Source organism: Thiothrix caldifontis, assembly GCF_900107695.1.
Lineage (GTDB): Bacteria > Pseudomonadota > Gammaproteobacteria > Thiotrichales > Thiotrichaceae > Thiothrix > Thiothrix caldifontis.
Genome location: NZ_FNQP01000001.1, coordinates 1 through 20,172, shown reverse-complemented (window position 1 = coordinate 20,172; position 20,172 = coordinate 1). Strand labels below are relative to the sequence as shown.

20 protein-coding genes are annotated in these 20,172 nt (G+C 49.7%); 9 read left to right on the top strand and 11 right to left on the bottom strand.

Annotated elements, in window-relative coordinates; genetic code table 11:
- The first annotated feature begins 40 nt into the window (after positions 1–40).
- Positions 41–697, top strand: coding sequence for a thiol:disulfide interchange protein DsbA/DsbL (locus BLV87_RS00100; protein ID WP_093064148.1), 657 nt, complete (start codon positions 41–43; stop codon positions 695–697).
- Between the two features lie 17 nt (positions 698–714).
- Positions 715–1,359: a 2-polyprenyl-3-methyl-6-methoxy-1,4-benzoquinone monooxygenase gene (gene coq7 / locus BLV87_RS00095; RefSeq protein ID WP_093064146.1), complete on the top strand. Its 645-nt coding sequence runs from the start codon at positions 715–717 to the stop codon at positions 1,357–1,359.
- A 2-nt stretch (positions 1,360–1,361) separates the two neighbouring features.
- Here coq7 and lipB read toward each other — a convergent pair whose 3' ends face one another.
- The 8 genes from lipB to ppa all read right to left on the bottom strand — a co-directional run bounded on the left by lipB (position 1,362) and on the right by ppa (position 9,493).
- A complete protein-coding gene (lipB, locus tag BLV87_RS00090; RefSeq protein ID WP_093064144.1) occupies positions 1,362–2,015 on the bottom strand; it encodes a lipoyl(octanoyl) transferase LipB in 654 nt (217 codons plus the stop codon).
- Positions 2,003–2,284 (bottom strand): YbeD family protein, encoded by a 282-nt coding sequence (locus tag BLV87_RS00085; RefSeq protein WP_093064142.1) that lies wholly within the window; start codon positions 2,282–2,284, stop codon positions 2,003–2,005. Before BLV87_RS00085 ends, lipB begins: the two co-directional genes overlap by 13 nt.
- A gap of 24 nt (positions 2,285–2,308) precedes the next feature.
- Positions 2,309–3,550: a D-alanyl-D-alanine carboxypeptidase family protein gene (locus tag BLV87_RS00080; protein ID WP_093064140.1), complete on the bottom strand. Its 1,242-nt coding sequence runs from the start codon at positions 3,548–3,550 to the stop codon at positions 2,309–2,311.
- Between the two features lie 70 nt (positions 3,551–3,620).
- Entirely contained in the window at positions 3,621–4,445 is an 825-nt protein-coding gene (locus BLV87_RS00075; protein WP_093064640.1) for a septal ring lytic transglycosylase RlpA family protein, read from the bottom strand.
- A gap of 90 nt (positions 4,446–4,535) precedes the next feature.
- Positions 4,536–5,726, bottom strand: coding sequence for a lytic murein transglycosylase B (gene mltB / locus BLV87_RS00070; protein ID WP_175517787.1), 1,191 nt, complete (start codon positions 5,724–5,726; stop codon positions 4,536–4,538).
- 45 nt (positions 5,727–5,771) lie between these two features.
- Positions 5,772–6,884, bottom strand: a complete 1,113-nt coding sequence (gene rodA, locus BLV87_RS00065; protein ID WP_093064136.1) for a rod shape-determining protein RodA — start codon at positions 6,882–6,884, stop codon at positions 5,772–5,774.
- Positions 6,877–8,883, bottom strand: a complete 2,007-nt coding sequence (mrdA, locus tag BLV87_RS00060) for a penicillin-binding protein 2 (protein WP_093064134.1) — start codon at positions 8,881–8,883, stop codon at positions 6,877–6,879. Before mrdA ends, rodA begins: the two co-directional genes overlap by 8 nt.
- 55 nt (positions 8,884–8,938) lie before the next feature.
- Entirely contained in the window at positions 8,939–9,493 is a 555-nt protein-coding gene (gene ppa / locus BLV87_RS00055; protein ID WP_093064132.1) for an inorganic diphosphatase, read from the bottom strand.
- 103 nt (positions 9,494–9,596) lie between these two features.
- Here ppa and BLV87_RS00050 point away from each other — a divergent pair, with 103 nt between their 5' ends.
- Complete coding sequence (locus BLV87_RS00050; protein ID WP_093064130.1) at positions 9,597–10,208, top strand: DUF2058 family protein; 612 nt, start codon at positions 9,597–9,599, stop codon at positions 10,206–10,208.
- Here the strand turns inward: BLV87_RS00050 and rsmI are convergent.
- On the bottom strand, positions 10,205–11,047 hold the full coding sequence (rsmI, locus tag BLV87_RS00045) for a 16S rRNA (cytidine(1402)-2'-O)-methyltransferase (RefSeq protein ID WP_093064128.1): 843 nt from the start codon (positions 11,045–11,047) through the stop codon (positions 10,205–10,207). The two genes, BLV87_RS00050 and rsmI, sit on opposite strands and share 4 nt — an antisense overlap.
- 77 nt (positions 11,048–11,124) lie before the next feature.
- Positions 11,125–13,146 (bottom strand): sodium-translocating pyrophosphatase, encoded by a 2,022-nt coding sequence (locus BLV87_RS00040; protein WP_093064126.1) that lies wholly within the window; start codon positions 13,144–13,146, stop codon positions 11,125–11,127.
- Between the two features lie 270 nt (positions 13,147–13,416).
- On the opposite strand from BLV87_RS00040, the gene BLV87_RS00035 reads away from it, so the two are divergent.
- From BLV87_RS00035 to BLV87_RS00015, 5 genes are all read left to right on the top strand, one after another.
- Complete coding sequence (locus BLV87_RS00035) at positions 13,417–14,928, top strand: penicillin-binding protein activator (protein WP_093064124.1); 1,512 nt, start codon at positions 13,417–13,419, stop codon at positions 14,926–14,928.
- A complete protein-coding gene (locus BLV87_RS00030; protein WP_093064122.1) occupies positions 14,918–15,283 on the top strand; it encodes a YraN family protein in 366 nt (121 codons plus the stop codon). The genes BLV87_RS00035 and BLV87_RS00030 overlap by 11 nt, the downstream gene beginning before the upstream one ends.
- A 3-nt stretch (positions 15,284–15,286) precedes the next feature.
- Positions 15,287–15,877: a phosphoheptose isomerase gene (locus tag BLV87_RS00025; protein ID WP_093064120.1), complete on the top strand. Its 591-nt coding sequence runs from the start codon at positions 15,287–15,289 to the stop codon at positions 15,875–15,877.
- A 5-nt stretch (positions 15,878–15,882) separates the two neighbouring features.
- On the top strand, positions 15,883–17,163 hold the full coding sequence (gene argA / locus BLV87_RS00020) for an amino-acid N-acetyltransferase (protein ID WP_093064118.1): 1,281 nt from the start codon (positions 15,883–15,885) through the stop codon (positions 17,161–17,163).
- Between the two features lie 100 nt (positions 17,164–17,263).
- A complete protein-coding gene (locus tag BLV87_RS00015; RefSeq protein WP_093064116.1) occupies positions 17,264–18,094 on the top strand; it encodes a glycosyltransferase family 32 protein in 831 nt (276 codons plus the stop codon).
- Here BLV87_RS00015 and BLV87_RS00010 read toward each other — a convergent pair.
- The gene (locus BLV87_RS00010) at positions 18,021–19,565 is read right to left on the bottom strand and encodes an AmpG family muropeptide MFS transporter (protein WP_175517786.1); all 1,545 of its coding nucleotides are present in this window, start codon (positions 19,563–19,565) and stop codon (positions 18,021–18,023) included. The two genes, BLV87_RS00015 and BLV87_RS00010, sit on opposite strands and share 74 nt — an antisense overlap.
- Before the next feature lie 363 nt (positions 19,566–19,928).
- On the opposite strand from BLV87_RS00010, the gene BLV87_RS00005 reads away from it, so the two are divergent.
- Positions 19,929–20,172: hypothetical protein (locus tag BLV87_RS00005; RefSeq protein WP_217629904.1), on the top strand; the 244-nt coding region annotated here is incomplete at its 3' end.

Sequence of the window (20,172 nt, the reverse complement as noted above, 5' to 3'; positions counted from 1 at the left end):
ACGCAGTTCTTACACAAACACAAGCAGGAGACAATAATTAATGAAACGTACCTTAAGCCACACCCTCGGCTTTATGATGGCAGCACTGTTCGCTTTAACGGGTTGTATTCCTGAAGCCAGCCAAGCGCAGGATTTCAAAGAAGGCACACATTACGTTACGCTATCACCCACGATTCCGACACAAGCACCTGCTGGTAAAGTCGAGGTTATCGACTTATTCTGGTATGGTTGCCCGCATTGCTATTCTCTGGAACCTACCATTGATAAGTTCCTTAGCAACAAGCCGGACAATGTTGTTTTCCAACGAGTACCAGCCACATTAAGCCCTCGCTGGGAATACCACGCCAAATTATTCTATGTTGGGCAAATGCTTGACCCTGATGGTGCTAAACGCGTCCATACCAAAATCTTTGAAGCACTGCAAAAACAGCGCCGTAAGATAAACGATGACGATGCCATGACCCGTTTCTTTGCTGAGCTAGGTTTCACATCTGATCAAGTTAAAAATGCCCTGAACTCCATGGAAATGAAAGCCATGATGGCACGTGCCAATGAAGTAGGAATAAAATCCAAAGCAGATTCTGTGCCCATCATTATCGTCAATGGCAAATACCGCACCAGTCCCAGCATGGTTGGCAGTGAGGAAACCTTACTACAAGTTGTTGATTACTTGGTGAAACGCGAGGCTCAACAATAACATTAATGGAGAGAGAGATGCGCAAACTCAGCTTACTAGATAAAATTCTGACCGAAATTGATCAGTCTCTGCGCGTGGTTCATGCCAAAGCACCAACCACGGAACGCCCTAATCCGGCAACGGGGATACCAGAAACCACACAGCTTAACGAAGCAGACCGTGAATTGATCAGCAGGTTGATGCGCATTAATCACACAGGAGAGGTATCTGCCCAAGGTTTATACCGAGGGCAAGCATTAACTGCCAAACGTGAAGATATACGGGAACAGATGGAACGCTCTGCTATGGAGGAAAACGACCACCTCAACTGGACGGAAAAGCGTTTACAGGAGTTAGACGGTCGGAAAAGCCTGCTGAACCCGTTATTTTATTGGGGTTCATTTACGATTGGTGCCGTCGCAGGCAAGATTGGTGACAAATGGAGCCTTGGTTTTGTCAAAGAAACAGAAGATCAAGTCATTAAGCATTTGGAAGAACACATCAATCTCCTCCCCCCTCATGCACTAACTGATATGGCAATTTTGCAAAAGATGAAGGCTGACGAACAGCATCACGGCGATATTGCTATGCAAGCAGGGGGCACAAAACTTCCCTTCCTAGCACGTAAATTGCTGATGCCATTGATGTCAAAAGTCATGACTAAAAGCGCTTACTATCTCTAATTCTAAAGCCATTTTAGCGCTGCGTAACCTAAACGGTGCGTTAAACATTCACACAACTCACGGGCAAGTTCAAACGGTGCTTGTTCAATACCCAAGTCTTGACATTGCGTAACCTGCAAGCCTGCGTAACCACACGGGTTAATACGCAGGAAAGGCTCTAGATCCATTGCCACATTCAGGCTCAACCCATGATAGGTACGACCTTTCGATACCCGTAATCCTAAGGCTGCAATTTTACGTCCATCGACGTAGACACCCGGTGCATCCCTATCTCCTAACGCAACAATACTATAATGCGCCAACAAGTCGATTACCGATTGCTCAATGCCTGTGACCAGCTCGCGAACACCTAAAGCTTTACGACGAATATCTAATAGCATATAAGCCACTAGCTGACCTGGGCCGTGATATGTCACCTGCCCACCACGATCAATGGGAATCACAGGAATATCGCCTGGCGCTAACACATGTTCCAACTTACCATTGCGTCCTAGCGTAAATACCGGCGGATGTTGTACTAGCCACACTTCATCCGGTGTATTGAGAAGACGATTTTGGGTAAATACCTGCATCTGCTTCCAAGCGGACACATACTCTAGCAAACCCAGTTGGCGGATATGCAAAATATCCACCACTCGATGCTCTACAATGCCCACAGCACCAACTCACAGGCTTTCAAGTCCTGATACACTGCATCAATCTGCTCCTTGCTGATTGCACGCAAATTCACCGTTAGACTGTGGTATTTACCAGCAGAGCTATCACGTCGCTGTAACCGCACCTCAGGATCAAACACAGAGTCGTGACGGCACACAATTTCACAAATCCGCAGATGAAACTCTACATCTGCACGACCCACCACTTTGATAGGAAAATCACAAGGAAAATCCAGTTTTAATTCATCCTGCTGTCCAAAACGCTCCACAGCCCATCCTCACGCTTGCGGTTATTAATCCGCGAACAACTTCTGAATACTATCCATTGTCCGCCGCCACCAGCCGCCTTCGGTCACATCTTCCAGCGCCAACAACGGGGTTTCCTTAACGACTTTACCCAGCTCTTGATCAGTAATAATCACTTTGCCCAGTACGTCACCCCGTTTAATGGGGGCGTCAATCCCTTTATCAAGCTGCATTCCACCTTTCAATTGGTCGTAGCGCCCTTTGACAATACTAACAAACAAATTATCAACCACCCCAGCAGGCACTTCCGTTGCCTCACCCTTCCAAACTCGCACTTTTGCCAACACAGCCCCTGCATCGTAGAGCTTGTGTGTTTCAAAGGTACGGAAGCCGTATTCCAACAACTGTTGGCTGACATTCGCGCGTGCTTCTTCACTTTTTGCACCCAACACCACTGAAATCAAACGCATATTGTCACGTTTGGCAGAGGCTACCAAACAATAACCCGCTGACTCTGTATGCCCAGTTTTCAACCCATCTACTGTTGGGTCACGCCACAATAAGCGATTACGGTTTTGCTGCTTGATATTGTTGTAGCTGAATTCCTTGATAGCATACAGTTTGTAATACTCTGGAAACTCATGCACCAAGGCTTCCACCAGTTTCACAATGTCACGTGCCGTCGTGTAATGATCCTTAGCAGGCCACCCAGTGACATTCATGTAACGGGTATCCGTCATGCCAAGCTCAGCAGCAGTCTGATTCATACGCTGCACAAAGGTTTCTTCACTACCCGCCACATGTTCCGCTAACGCCATCGCTGCATCATTACCCGATTGGATAATCATGCCCTTGAGCAACTTCTCAAACTGGATTTTTTTGCCTAATTCTACGAACATGCGTGAGCCTTCCATTTTCCACGCTTTTTCGCTGATCAGTACTTCATCTTCCAGCTTGACCGTACCCTTACCTAATTCCTGATAAACCAAGTAAGCCGTCATCAGTTTAGTAATGCTGGCAGGTTCCACACGCATTCCGGGGTTGATACCAGCCAACTCCTCACCACTTTGGAAATCAACCAGCAAATAGCTTTTCGCCTCAATTTCTGGCACACCTGGTGCCATCGCAATGATTTCTGGTGGAATATTCGGGTCATTGTAAGGAGCAGTGGACATATCTTGAGGCGCAGGCTCACCCGTATCTGACGGTACTGAGGTAGGCTCAGCACTCGCAATACCGCCTGCTAGCAACCCTGCCAACAATAACAGTTTAAGTATCCTTGTAAACATGAACAGTCCTTTCACTCATAGGCATTATTTTCATAGTCAGTACGGTAGCGAAGCTAGCGCCATCCTGCAACTATTTGCCTGCAACGACCTTAAAGTTTGCCAAACCGTTGCTTTCCAAAATATCCTTCACATTATCAATTTGATCTTGGTTATACAAAGGCCCAACCCTAACCTGATACATTTCGCGCCCATTTTGTTGCGCAGTAGCCATTTCTGTTTTAGCCAGCCCCACTGATGTCAAACGCACAAACATATCGAGGGACGCATTACGATCAGGCCATGTACCCGCAATCACGTAATAAGGCTTAGACTTATCCACAGGCTCCGTAGGTTTTACCAGCGGTGCAACGGCCTTAGGCTTGCTATCTGCTTTAAGCTCAGGTGGCAATTGCTCAGGTGGAATCGCCGCCACTTCAACAGGTGCACCTGTTTTTGCTTTAATACCGAGCGCATTGGCTGCTGCAAACGATAATTGAATCAAATCCCCACTCTCAAATGGTCCACGGTCATTGATGCGTACAATGATATGCTTGCCATTCTGCTGATTAGTGACTTTTGCAAAACTGGGTAATGGCAACGTGCGGTGTGCGGCAGAATAACCATACATGTCAAAGACTTCACACCCCGCAGTTTCCGTGCCTTGGTATTCTGCACCATACCACGCAGCCGTACCACGTTCTGAATAACCCGTTACCGAATCCAACACTTGGTAAGTTTTGCCATCAATGGTGTAAGCGGGGTCATTACCACACTCACTACGGGCTTCTGTGCTTACCTGATTATGTACTTGCGCAGTATCAACATCCGATTTTTTAGCACTATTGCCACTGCAAGCGACCAAACTTATGGTCATGGAAGCCAGTAAGGCTCCCGAAAATCGCCAGTTTATTGTCATCGTATTGTCCAGCTTTTTATCATCGCCCATTAGAAAACTGACCCGTGCGGTGATACACGAGCCAGCTTATCGCTTTTGCTATTATAACGTTTAGAAACCAAACTTACGCTTACGGATTTCCTGCGCAAGTTGATGCACCGCCATCGCATATTTGGAACTGGGATTGTAACGGGTAATCGCATAGAAATTTTCGCCGCCTACCCAATACTCATCAGTCGTCCCCTCCAGCTTAATCAAGCTCACTTTAGCGGAGTTGATAGCCCCTTGTGGCCTTACCCCTTTGGCAGCAAGCTCACCCAAAGTACGTGATGGTTTTTTCGGTGTTGCTTCAGCAATACTAGCATAACCAGCACCGGAAACATAAGCAGGGACAGCAACACCACCACCGCGCTTCCAGCCATTTTTAGCAAAATAATTCGCAACACTAGGAATAGCATCCTGAGGATTCCACAAGTCACGCTTACCATCACGGTTGCCATCAATCGCATAACTACGATAGCTGCTAGAAATAAACTGTCCCAAGCCCATTGCCCCAGCATAGGAACCGTTAAAAATCTGCGGTCTGACCTTCTCTTCTCGCGATAACAATAAAAACTGCTCCAGTTCTTTCTGATAAAAACTGGCACGACGTGGAAAATCAAACCCTAACGTTGTTAATGCCTGTAAGGTATTGTGTTTGCCCGTATTTTTACCATACTGCGTTTCCACACCAATAATCGCCACCAAATATTCCGTATCCACCCCGTATTGACGAGTAGCCGCATCTAACAGTGCCGCATGGCGATTCCAAAAATCCACCCCACCATTAATACGCTCCTCGGTAAGAAAGATTGGGCGATAAGCCCGCCAGACTTGCCCTTCGGTGGGCGCACCTGCCTTTGTTAAGGCTTCTTTATCACGCTGCACACCGGAAAAGGTCTGTTCCAGAAACGCAATATCAAAACCATGCTGACTGTTCATTTTACCAATAAACTGGCGCAGCGCCGGGTAACTAGCATAGTCCCCACGTAATCCGGCAGGGTAATTAACGGGTTGACGAGGTATCGTCGTATTCGTTGATGGTGGCGCTGTCGTACTGCCGACAGACGGGCTTCCAACAGGCTGTCTGATAACGGTTGGGGGCAAACCTTGTTGACTGGGAACATTCGCAACAGGTGGATTGAATACCCAAGGCCACTGCGGCCCCGCAGTGCACCCCCCTAATACCCCCCCCATCATAACGACACTTACCAGCTTACTCAGCGACTTATTCCATTGAACTGAACCATGCACGATTTTCATAAACTCCATCTCCAAACCTGTTGAGGAGAGCATGAAAATCCTTCTTCAGCTATCCCGTTGATAAATGCGTTTGCGCTTCCTCATCCCCATGATGATCCCAAAAGCCATCATCAGCGTAACCACGGAGGTTCCCCCGTAACTCACCAAGGGTAGCGGTACACCGACCACGGGAAGCAGCCCGCTGACCATGCCGGTATTCACAAACAGATAAAAGAAAAATGACACACTCAGACTTCCGCCCAACAGACGCGCAAACGTATCCTCACCCTTACTCGCAAGGTATAAACCCCGCCAGATGATAAATATGTACAGCCCCATTAAAATCAGGTTGCCCACTAAGCCGAACTCTTCACCAAATACAGCAAAGATAAAATCGGTGTGCCGTTCTGGCAGAAAATCCAGATGCGCTTGGTCGCCTTGCATCCAGCCTTTTCCATAAGCCCCACCAGAACCAATCGCAATTTTTGACTGATAAATATGGTATCCAGTTCCCAACAAATCCGATTCTGGATTCAAAAGCGTATCGACCCGACGCCGTTGATAATCATGCATCCCAAAAAAGTACAACAACGGGGCAGCAACCGTCACAAAAGCAATTGCACCACCAATCAACCACCATGACATACCTGCTAAATAAATAACAAAAAATCCAGAAGTAGCAATTAACAACGAGGTTCCCAAATCTGGCTGCTTCATAACCAGCAGCATCGGAACCAATACCAACAACAATGCAATCACAATATCCACAAAACGCGGTGGTAGCGGTTTCTCAGAGAAATAGTAGGCCACCATCATTGGCACGGCCAGCTTCATGATTTCAGCAGGTTGAATATCAACACCAATATATAACCAACGTGTTGCGCCTTTCTTCGTTACCCCAATGATTAAGACTAAAATCAGCAACACTACCCCAATGCCATACAACCATACCGACCACTGGCGCAGTGTCTTACTGGAAATTTGAGAAAAAATGACCAATAGCCCCAGACCGATTGAAAAATGAATAATTTGCCGCTGCACCTGCTCGATATTGCCATCGCTGGCACTGTACAACGTCGCTAATCCCAAAAAGACCAGCAGTGACAATACCGCCAACAACACCGCATCGACACGCTGTAGCGCAACGATCAACCAAGAAGGCAATAAACTACTAATCACTGTTTACCCTCTGTTTTTTCTGTTTTTTCTGTTTTTTTGATTTTTTAGTAGGCTCCTGTACCGATGTAGCTGGCTGCATTTGCTCCAGTTCCTGCTGCGCTACCGCACCGGCTGGTTTTAATGCATTATCACCATATGCTTGATTCAAGTAGGCATCCATGAGCTTGCGAGCAATCGGTGCGGCCGTCGCACCACCACCACCCATAGCATTTTCCACAATCACTGCCACAGCAATTTTAGGATTATCCGCTGGAGCGAACCCAACGAACAATGCATGGTCACGCAACCGCTTAGCAATCCGACCTGCATTGTATTTACCACCAGCCAAACCAAATACCTGAGCTGTGCCCGTCTTACCCGCGATACGGTAGGATGCCCCAGCCCCCGCTGCCCGTGCAGTACCACCGGGACGCATCACATTTTCCATCCCTTGGATCGTCAAATTCCAATAATTATCCTTTGCTTCAAGGGTAGGAAACGGTTCAGGCTTAAGGACACTCTCCTCCTGATTTCGCGCAGTACGCACCCCACGCAACACATGCGGCTTCAATCGCACCCCACGATTCGCCATAATCGTCGTCGCATGAGCCAATTGCAGGGGTGTTGCTAACCAATAACCTTGACCGATACCAATATTAACCGTATCCCCAGGAAACCAATCACGCTTATGACGTTTCTCTTTCCATTCCTTGGTTGGCATCAAACCTGACGCTTCTGATGGCAAATCAATCCCTGTCTTTTCTCCAAAACCAAAACGCCTCATTGCCGTAGAGAAACGATCAATCCCCATCCGATAGGCCAAATCGTAAAAATAGGTATCGCATGACTGTTGAATCGAATACTTCAGGTCAACCGAACCGTGACCACTCTTATTCCAACACCGAAAGGCATGTTTTTGCCCCGGCAAACGAAAGAAACCAGGGTCGTAAACCCTTGAGCCGGGGGTCACTACCCCCTCAATTAAACCAGCCACGCCTACCATTGGCTTAATGGTAGACCCCGGCGGATAAGTACCTTGCAGCGCACGATTAAACAGCGGACGATCAGGATCTTCACGTAAAGCCGTATAGTCCTTCTGAGAAATACCATTAATAAATAAATTAGGGTCGAATGTCGGCACACTTGCCAAAGCCAGTACTTCACCGTTACTCGGATCCATCGCCACAATCGCCCCACGTTCATTTTTCAGCAAACTTTCCGCAAAGATTTGTAAATTAATATCCAAGCCAAGAAATAACTCCTGCCCACCAACAGGGTCTTTTTTGCTTAGAAGAGACTGTTTTTTACCGTGAGCATCTACCTCAATCAATTGATACCCGGCTTGCCCATGCAAACGATTCTCATGGAAAGCCTCTATCCCCGTTTTACCGATATGGGTGGTACCGATGTATTCATCCTTGTTCAAAGTCTCCAGATCACGCGCATCAATACGCCCTACATACCCAATGACATGACTCGCTGTTTTAACTAAAGGGTAGTAACGCTCCATACGCACCTCTACCCGCGCACCAGGGAAACGCGGACGATTGACAGCCCACGCAGCGTACTCTTCTTCTGTTAAATTTCCCCGAATGAGGATAGGTTGGTATTTAAAACGCCTTGCTTGAGTTTTAAACAAACGGACATCTTTTTCCGCTAGCGGAATAATGGATCCCAAACGCTCAACGAAAATATCAACATCGGCTAACGTCGACTTGCCATCAGCATTCTCATCACCGATATTGTCACGAACCACCTCTAGGACATATTGCGTGTGGCTATCCGCCAGCAGTACACCATTACGGTCATAAATCTGACCACGATTAGGCGGGATGGGAATGCGTTTCTGGTAATGTTGGCGTGAAAGCTCAGAATACTTTGCGTGTTCGGATACTTGGAGTTGGTAAACCCTCCCCAAGATCCCCAACAAGGCAAACAGGATAAAGATACCCGCGACTATAGCTCGCACATTGAACATGTGCTGTTCATCACGTTCTAGTTTAATCGGTCTATCGCTCATGAATTGCTGACGAGCATCCTGTCTGCCCTGTTTGAAATCGGGCGACTATAACAGATTAAGAGAACGGAATCTCCTCTGGTTGCTCCGTATTATAACGCTCAATACTGTCCAAAATTTCTTGCTTGGCCTCTTCGAGGCCAGCCCAGCCTTCCACCTTCACCCACTTACCCGCATCCAACTCTTTGTAACGCTCAAAGAAGTGTTGGATTTGGCTTAACAGCAGCGGCGGCAGTTGCTCATAAGAGTTAATTTCACGATATCCAGAAGACAACTTATGTGCCGGAACAGCCACAATTTTGGCATCAATCCCGGATTCATCCGACATTTTCAGCATACCCACTGGGCGAACCGGAATCACACAACCGTGCATCAACGGCGTAGGGCTGACCACCAACACATCGGTAGGGTCACCATCCTGTGCTAACGTGTGCGGAATAAACCCATAGTTTGCCGGGTAAAACATGGGAGTCGACAAAAAACGGTCAACATACAATGCACCGCTTTCCTTATCCAACTCATACTTCACCGGCGTAGACAATGCAGGAATTTCAATGATGACATTCACGCAATTAGGAACATCACGCCCAGCAGGAACTTTATCAATATTCATTGTTTACTCTACTCTTGTGTAAAAATCACGGTATTATAACGCTTGTTAACGAATCTAACAGCAACTAACCACCACTACTTGTCGACAATTTCAAGAGAACAGCATGGCACACTCACTACGCGACCAACTCCTTAAAGCGGGGTTAGTCACCGAAGCACAGCTTGAAAAAGCCAACCAACCCAAACCAGCTCCTTCACGGCAACCGCAACAGCACAACCAAACCTCGCGTCGTGACAATCGACCAGCCCGCACGGTAGAAAAACCGCAACGCACTGAAAATAAAGCACCACGCCCAACGCCCAAAGAAAAAAGCGACCTCGCACAATTTTACGCAGCTCGCGCCAAAACCGAACGCGAAGAGCGCGAACAAGCTGAACAACGCCAGCGTGAAATCGCTGCTCGCCGCAAACAAACCCGCGAACAAGTTGCTGCTCTAATCACGGCCAACTTACAGAATGTCGACGATGCTGACATTCGCTACAATTTTGTGGTCGGTGACAACATCAAATACCTCTACGTCACCGAAGCCCAACAGCAAGCCTTAGCCGATGGCAACCTAGCGATTACCTTCCTAGGCGGCAAACGTTGCCTGATTCCGCTCGACATTGCGCAACAAATTTTAGCACTCGACCCCGACAAGCTCATTGTCATCAATAGCCCTGACGCTGAAGATCCCCTCACCCCAACCCATCTACCACAAGGGGAGAGGGGCTAAGACAGCGCCAGCGCTTGCTTGTATAACTGGTTTTTCGGCAATCCGGTCAAACGGGCGGCAATGGCGGCTGCCTGTTTCACCGGCAATTCTTCCAACAACACCGCCAGAATACTGTCCGCACGTAAAGCACTGAGTTGTTCCTGATCCTCGTTCGCCACTTTGCCCGCCACCACCACCACAAACTCACCGCGTGACATATTGGTGTCGATACTCAATTGCGTGACTAACTCCCCGGCACTGCCCCGGTAAATGCTTTCAAACAACTTGGTCAACTCGCGCAACACCACCACCTGGCGCTCCTCGCCCAAAGTAGTTGCTACATCCGCTAACATCTCAGCAATGCGGTGACTCGATTCGTAAAATACTAAGGTGCGCGGCTCTTCTTGTAAACTCTCCAGCCATTTGCGGCGTGATACCGCTTTTGCCGGTAAAAAACCTTCAAATACAAACCGATCCGTCGGCAAACCCGCCACCGACAACGCCGCAATTAACGCACTTGCCCCCGGAACTGGCACAATTTTGCACCCTGCACTTCCTAAAGCATGAACCAGTTTATAACCAGGGTCGCTGATCAACGGCGTACCCGCATCGCTGACCAACGCCAATTGCATTCCCTGCTCCAATTCGGCTTGGATGCTAGCAACGCGACCCGCCTCATTGTAATCGTGCAAACTAGCCAATGACCCTTGAATGCCAAAATGGGCAAGCAAACCACGGGTCACGCGAGTATCTTCCGCATAAATCTTATCTACTTCAGCCAAGATGCGCTTGGCACGTTCCGTCATATCCGCCAAATTACCGATGGGCGTTGCCACACAGTACAAAATGCCTTGTTTCATCCACTTCCCCAAACAACGAAGCCCACCACGAAGGGCGGGCTTCTGGTTTTTGCTGGCAAAACCAGCCGTGCACTACCTTACGCCAGCAAAGGCACAATCAGCAACGCAACAATATTAATGATCTTGATCAACGGGTTGACCGCAGGACCTGCCGTATCCTTATACGGGTCGCCAACGGTATCGCCAGTAACAGCCGCTTTGTGCGCCTCCGAACCTTTGCCACCGAAATTGCCTTCCTCGATATATTTCTTGGCATTATCCCAAGCACCGCCGCCGGTTGTCATGGAAATTGCCACGAAAATCCCCGTGATAATCGTACCCACCAACACCCCGCCAAGTGCCTCTGCGCCCAAGGTCAGCCCCACAATCACCGGCACTGCCACTGGCAATAATGACGGTACAATCATTTCCTTAATCGCCGATTTGGTCAACATATCCACACAAGTACCATATTCCGGCTTCCCTGTGCCCTCCATAATGCCCGGAATTGTCTGGAATTGCCGCCGCACTTCCACCACCACCGAGCCTGCCGCCCGCCCCACAGCTTCCATCGCCATTGCCGCAAACAGATACGGTACCATCCCACCAATAAACAGACCGATAATGATCAAATGGTTGGAAAGATCAAAGTTCATGGTTGTTTGATGTGCTGCGGACAACGCATGGGTATAATCCGCAAACAATACCAAAGCCGCTAACCCAGCCGATCCAATGGCATAACCTTTGGTCACTGCTTTTGTCGTGTTACCCACGGCATCCAACGGGTCAGTAATATTCCGAATATCTTCAGGCAAACCAGCCATTTCCGCGATACCACCCGCATTATCGGTAATTGGACCATAAGCATCCAACGCTACCACAATCCCCGCCATGGATAACATCGAGGTTGCTGCAATCGCAATCCCATACAAATCTGCGAGTTCATAAGCACCCCAGATAGCAAGACATACCGCCAATACCGGTGCTGCCGTAGAACGCATAGACACACCCAAGCCCGCAATCACATTCGTGCCATGCCCTGTCGTAGACGCTTGCGCAATATGCCTAACTGGACTGTATTCTGTTGCCGTGTAATATTCTGTAATCCACACCATCGCTGCTGTCAGTAACAAACCAATTACCGCTGAACCATACAATGCATTCACCGAATAATCGGGGCTATCCCCCATCATAATGACCGTGACCGGATAGAAAAATATCAACGATGCCACTCCGGCTACCGCCAACCCACGGTACAGCGCATTCATAATTTTGCCGCCAGCACGCGCCTTCACAAACATTGCCCCTAAGATGGAAGCCAAAATAGAAAAGCCCCCCAACACCAACGGGTAAATAATGGCATTTTCTGAGCCATTCATCAGCAACCCACCCAGCAACATGGTAGCAATAATAGTAACAGCGTAAGTTTCAAACAAATCCGCCGCCATCCCAGCGCAATCCCCGACATTATCCCCGACATTATCCGCGATGACAGCGGGATTGCGTGGGTCATCTTCAGGAATACCCGCTTCCACTTTCCCCACCAAATCGGCACCCACATCCGCACCCTTGGTGAAAATCCCACCACCCAAACGGGCAAAAATCGAAATCAATGACCCACCAAACGCCAAACCGACTAACGCATGGATAGCATCAGTCGCCGAAGTTCCGGTCATGGTCAATACCGCGTAATAACCAGCCACACCCAGCAATGCCAAGCCGACGACCAACATACCAGTAATCGCGCCGCCTTTGAAAGCGACATCCAAAGCCGCATTCAAACCGTCTTTCGCTGCCTCAGCCGTGCGCACATTGGCGCGTACCGAAACATTCATGCCGATATAGCCGGTAGCACCGGATAACAATGCACCCAACGCAAAACCAATCGCGGTTTGCCAACCTAGTGCAATAAAAATCACCGCAAACAGCAAAATACCCACCACCGCAATTGTGGTGTATTGACGATTTAAGTAGGCTTGCGCCCCTTCCTGAATCGCTTGTGCGATACTGCGCATTTTTGCATCCCCCTCAGGGCGAGCAAGCACCCAGCGGGTCGTCACAATACCGTAAACCAGTGCGGCGAGCGCACACAAAATGGCAACTGCCAAACCTGTGGACATCAGAACACCTCCGTTGTTTATGAATGTATTTTAATCATCGCAAACCACCCCCTTGTTGCAACGACAACAAGGGCAATAGTTGTAACAAGCATAGTCCTATTTTTAGCATCCAACCGCACTGTTCATAGACTTAATTGATGTTTATCAGGCAACAAACGACAGAATACCCCCAGTAAAATACCGCTTGCCGAATCAAACATGCAGCAGGCTCAACAAAAAGTGCTATATTTCGACAACAATACCCCACCAATAGGTACTAGGATTCACGTCATGCAAACAAAATTTCGCCAATGCATCCTGAAATACTGCTCGGTTGCCTTATTAGTTGTGCCATTGATGTTACAAGGCTGTTCACCCAACGACTTCATGGATAGCGAGGGCAGCTCCGCAATCCAAGGCAATGCCACTGTCGAACAAGCCAATACACTATTTAATCAAGGAAAAAAACGGGAAGCTGCTCAAACGTATTATGCGGCGGCGGCACGCTACCCCTCACCACAACGTGAGCGCGTCATTTTGCAAGCAGCCGAAATTGCCGCCTCCATCGGCGATGCCAAACTTACCAATACCTATTTAGCCAAGGTTCCCGCCTCGGCATTAGACGGTGAAAATCGTGCCCGCCAAGCCTATGTGAAAGCCTTACTGGCTTTACAACAAAACAACCCAGCCTTAGCACTACGCACGTTGCCAGCTAATCTTGACAACCTATCGCCAGCATTACGCGAGAAGGTTAAACACATTCAACAACGCGCCCAAGCCATGAACAGCGGCAAAGGCAACCCTAGCGTTCAAAATATACAAGCAGCACTTATTCCCAACAGCGTGACCCGTGTTGCAGCCCTACTTCCCCAGTCCGGGGCATTAGGCAGTGTCGGGCAAGAGATTTATCGTGGCATTGATACCGCACGTAACAGTATTGCCAGCGAAACCAGCGTGCAACTGTACGATGTGAGTGCGGGTGGCGCTGTTGCTCAATACCAACGGGCTGTCGCCGATGGTGCTGACATGATCATCGGGCCACTGGATAAAGAATCATTAGCTGACTTGCTAGCTCACCCCCAAATACTTTCCAAACCACTGCTCAGCCTGAATTACTTAACCAACAGCCGCAACATACCGGGTGCGCTTTACCAATTCGGCTTACTGCCAGAAGATGAAGCCCGCCAAGTCGCTGAAACGGCGAGTGCACGCGGGCTGCGCACGGCTATCGTATTAGCACCGGCCTCCAGTTGGGGCGACCGCATCGCCGGTGCATTCCGGGCTGCTTACCAAGCCAAAGGCGGGCAAGTCATCAATATTCAGCAATACCCTGATGCTGCATCCAACGCCTATATGCAGAATGTGCAAAATGCACTGGCAGCCACCCAAGGCCGCGCCAGCATGGTGTTCCTTGCCGCATCCCCCAGCCAAGCACGTCTGATGCGCCCTTTGCTAGCAGCACAAGCCCCAGAACTGCCTATTTATGCAACCTCACATATCTTTTCCGGGCGCACTAACCCCGGCAAAGATGCCGACCTTGATGGTATTCTGTACACCGAAATTCCGTGGGTTATCGAAGGCTTACAATCCGGCACATTAAACAACTCCAATTTCCCGCGTATGTTCGCGTTGGGAATGGATGCTTTCCTAATTGCTAAAAACCTGCCCAGCATTGCCCGCAACCCGAATACGCAAGTCAACGGCAAAACCGGCAACATCCGTTTAGCAGGCAATCGTCAAATCCAACGTACCTTGCTATTCGCCACTTTCGTTAACGGCGTACCGCAAGCCGTTGGACAATAAGCCTACCGCGCCGCACCTGCAACGCGGCATCAGCACCGAACAACTGGCTTGTGAACACTTGCAAGCCAGTGGTTTACACCTGCTGCACCAGAATTACCGCCTGAAAATGGGCGAAATCGACCTGATTATGCGCGACGGCAGCATCATCGTGTTTGTCGAAGTCCGTTACCGCAAAACCCGCCGTTACGGCGGCGCATTGCACAGTATTGACCCCCGCAAGCAAGCGCGTATCATCCGCACCGCACAACACTATTTGCAATACCGCGCACCGGATGCCCAGGCACGTTTTGACGTGGTAGCGGTCGAAGGTGATAACACTATCCTTTGGATCAAAAACGCTTTCGACACGGGCTAACGCATGAATTTGCAAACACGCATCCAACAACACTTCGCCGCCAGCATTGACACCAAGCAAAAAGCCCTCGCGGTATTACAAGAACCGATTCTCACTGCCGCCACGATGGTGTTTACTGCTGTTCAAAACGGTAACAAAATCCTCAGTTGCGGCAATGGCGGTTCGGCGGGCGATGCACAACATTTTTCCTCCGAAATGCTCAACCGTTTCGAGCAGGAACGTAGGGGTTTGCCCGCGATTGCGCTGACCACGGATACGTCCACCCTCACCTCCATCGCCAACGATTACAGCTACGAACGGGTATTTTCCCGCCAAATCGAAGCACTGGGGCGCAACGGTGACGTATTGCTAGCAATTTCCACCAGCGGCAATTCCACCAATGTGAATCGCGCCATCGACGCGGCGCATGACTGTGGGATGCAAGTGATTGCCCTCAGCGGCAAAGCGGGCGGCAGTATGAAAGACTTGCTGCAAGCCGGTGATGTAGAATTGCGCGTTCCCGCTGACAGCACCGCACGGATTCAGGAAACCCATTTGCTGTTAATCCACTGCATTTGCGACTTGGTTGATCAGATGTTGCTAACCCAAGGGTAATCAGCATGAGATCAGCACCCAACCCGCACAGCGTCACATTTTTCCGCGAAGCTGCGCCCTACATTCACAACCATCGGAGCAAAACCTTCGTGATCGCGTTTGCGGGTGAAGTAATTGCCACGCCACGCTTTCGGCAAATTGTGCAAGACCTCGCCATTATTTCCAGCCTCGGCGCACGGCTGGTGCTAGTACACGGCACACGCCCGCAAATTGACGAACGCTTGCACCGCACTAATACACCGATTCGCTTGCACAAAGGCATTCGCATTACCGACAGCACTTCGTTGCTCGCCGCTCAGGAAGCCATCGGTTTTTTGCGTATCCGCATCGAAAACCTGCTGACTCACGCGCTCAATCAGCCGTCGCTGAACAATGAAGGACTGGGGATTATTTCCGGCAATTACCTTACTGCGCGTCCGCTCGGTATTTGCGATGGCATCGACTACGGTTACAGCGGGCAAGTCCGCAAAATCAATCACACTCTGATTAAGCAACAACTCGACTCCGGTAATATCGTGCTGCTCTCGCCGATGGGCTACTCGCCCACAGGTGAAGCCTACAACCTGCGTTACGAACAAGTCGCAGTTGCCGCCACCAAAGCCATTAAAGCTGACAAGCTAATTTTCCTCAGCCATCAGCCCTTGAATTTGCCGCACGAACTCACCCTTGAGGAAGCCAAAGCGAGCTTGCCCTACAACCCGCTGCTACCCGCCGTGATTGAAGCATCGGAAAACCAAGTGGAACGCATCCACCTGCTTGACGCCGAGATTGATGGCGCATTACTGCTGGAACTGTATACCCGCGACGGCGTAGGCAGCATGATTGCCGCCGAACAATTTGAACGCCTACGTGCGGCAACGATTGAAGACATCAGCGGCATTATGGAACTGATTCGCCCGTTGGAAGAACGCGGCATTTTGATCAAACGTTCCCGCGAACAACTGGAACTGGAAATCGACAACTTCCACATTATCCTCCGCGACCGTGACGTGATTGCGTGCGTTGCCCTTTATGATACCGCTGATCCACAAGTCGCCGAACTCGCCTGCCTTGCCGTCAGCCAACAAGACCGTGGCGGCAATCGCGGCGATAAACTGCTCAAACACGTCGCGCAACTTGCTAAAACACAAGGAAAAACCCGTTTGCTGGTGCTGACTACCCAGACCACGGATTGGTTTCGGGAACGCGGTTTTGAAAAAGGCAGCGTAGACGACCTGCCTGCCAATAAGAAATCGCTGTACAACTACCAACGTAATTCGCAAATATTGTTCAAAACTATCAGCTAGTAAGCAAACTGTTAACGCTCGTCCCCCCAATACTATACCCACGCCTACTGCTGGCATAAGTTGTTGTTAACTTGATGTCTTAGAAACACGAGGGACAGCTATGCTAGACCAACCGATGATACCTAACCTTGCCATGCAAGAACGGATTCCTCGCGTTATTCACCAAACGTATTACACCAAAAATGCGTTGCCGCCGCCGCTACAAAAAAATATCTGCCAGATTCAGCAACTCAACCCTGACTGGGAATACCGCCTCTACGACGACGCGGATATTGAAACCTTTATTCTGCAACACTACGGACAAGACTTGCTCAACACCTACCAACGCATCGACACCGCTTACGGTGCGGCGCGTGCGGATCTGTTTCGGTATCTGTTGATTTATGCCGAAGGTGGCGTCTATCTCGACATAAAAAGCACCATCACCCGCCCGCTCGATGCGGTGTTGTTACCCGATGACCGTTACATCCTTTCCAAATGGGATGACGACCACTATTACGGCTGGGGGCTACACCCGGAACTTGCGGGAATTGAGCGCGGTGAGTTTCAACAATGGCATGTGATAGGCGTCGCCGGACATCCTTTCCTGCAAGCTGTCATCCGACAAGTGCTCCACAATATTTTACACTACGACCCCAACACCATTGGCGTCGGGTTCAAAGGCGTGATTCGCACCACGGGGCCGATCCCCTACACCCTGAGCATTGAAGCGCTCCGACCGTTTCACCCCTACCGCCAAGTCGAAATCGAACAGGATTTGGGCATTATCTACAGCATATACGACTCTCAGAGCACTGACCGCAACCAGAATCACCGCCACATTTCCAAAAAACACTACACCGAATTAGACATCCGGGTCATTGCTCCACCTTCAAATGCTTACCCGCCGCCCACACCAACCACAGAACGGGAATCCCGATCAGGGTGGTAAACGTGAAAAAGCCTGGGTAGCCAATATTATCCACAATCGTGCCGGAATACCCGCCAATAGTTTTCGGCAACAAGGTCATTAACGAGCTAAAAATCGCGTACTGCACCGCCGTAAACGACACGCTGGTTAGTGAAGACAAAAACGCCACGAACGCCGCACTCGCAAACCCGGCGGCCAAATTATCTGCTGTCACAGCGGTATACATTACCATCACGTCATGCCCCACATACGCCAACCACACGAACACCAAATTCGTAAACGCCGTCAAAATCGCCCCCAACATCAAGGTACGCATCACCCCGTAGCGCGTGGCAAACAATCCGCCCAAAAAGCCACCCGCAATGCTCACCACCACCCCGAAGGTTTTCACCGCCGTCGCAATTTCTGGCTTACTAAACCCCAAATCTTGATAAAACACATTGGAAATCACACCGGGGACAATATCGGTAATCCGATACAAACCAATCAATGCCAGCAATAACAACGCAGTACGCACCCCGTAGCGGCGAAAAAAATCCGCAATCGGTGCAATCCACGTATCCCGTGCCATCACCTTATTGGCTGCACCCAGCCGCACCAACACCCACCCAACCAACAATCCCAGCGCCAGCCCGCTCAACAAATGCAACGCTTCCAAGCCAAAACCGACAAACGCATCATCAAACCGCTCCTGCCACACGCCAAACATTCCCTTGGTATACGCAAATATCAACACAAATCCCGCCACACCTGCCGCAAATACCAACACCAAGCGTAGATAATCCAGCGCCGCATAATGGTAACGATCTGCCTGCTTTTGTGCAGGTTCGGGAATCACCAACGTTGTCACTACGCCGACCAACATCGTCGCCGCCATTGCCCAATACGTCCACTGCCAAGCCGTGTACACATAATGCTCTTTTTCCGACCCCAGCCAAGACGCCAAAAACAACGCGCCCGCGCCCGCCACAATCATTCCCAGCCGATAACCCGCGATATAAGTCGAAGACATCATCGCCTGCAAGCGTGTTTCCGCCGCCTCAATCCGGTACGCATCAATCACCACATCCTGCGTTGCCGATGAAAAACCCAGCAACACCGCCGCCCACGCCATTAACACCAAGTGATCTTGCCCCAAAGACGGGTCGATATTGCCCATCAACACAATCGCCAAAATAATCAACGCCTGCGCGACCAATAACCACGCTCGGCGTTTCCCCAACCATGCGGTTAAAAAAGGCAATGGCAATTTGTCGATTAACGGTGCCCACACAAATTTGAACGAATACCCCAACGCTGCCCAACTGAAGAACGTCACCGCTTTGCGCTCCACCCCCGCTTCGCCCAACCACAACGACAAGGAAGAAAAGATCAGCAAGATCGGAATCCCTGCCGAAAATCCTAGGAACAACATTGTGATAACGCGCGGATGCAGAAACGCCTGCAACGCTTCAGCCCAGCTCAACGGCTTGGCAGGAGAGGATTCAATCATGAGGCAGCGACCTTCTAATGTGATGGATTAATGCTTAAGACCGCATCATCAGCGAATCATTCCCCATTGTAAATGCTCAAACAACACCTGCATTTACACCGCTCGTAAGCGAGTTTGCAACTTTCATCCCTCCTGCCATCACGAACCAAAAAAGCTTGACACATACTCCAGAACATCGCGCAACGCACCATACCCCAAGCAAAGCGCAGAAAAATTTATTCCGCGTGAAACAGAAATGGTACGTCTGATATGGATTTTCTGGCACGTCTGTTAGCCCTGAACCACTCAGGCTGTTACGCCCGGAATAATAAAAAGCGGCTGAAATGACTTCAGCCACGATTAGTAAAGGCAAAGGAGCATAAAATGTCCAATCTCAATCCTCTCAACAGCACCAACAATCACTCTGTGATTAGCGGCAGCTATGGCAGCAATAATACTAATTCAACCTCTGGTTCAGGCTCATCTAGCACATCCATGACGGGTGGCACCAGTGGAATGCCGGGGCTAAGTGGTGATTCCACCCAATTACTGATGAGCTTGCTGCAAATGATCATGCAGTTGCTGCAACAAATGCAAAGTGGCAACAGCGGCGGCAACCAAGGCCAAG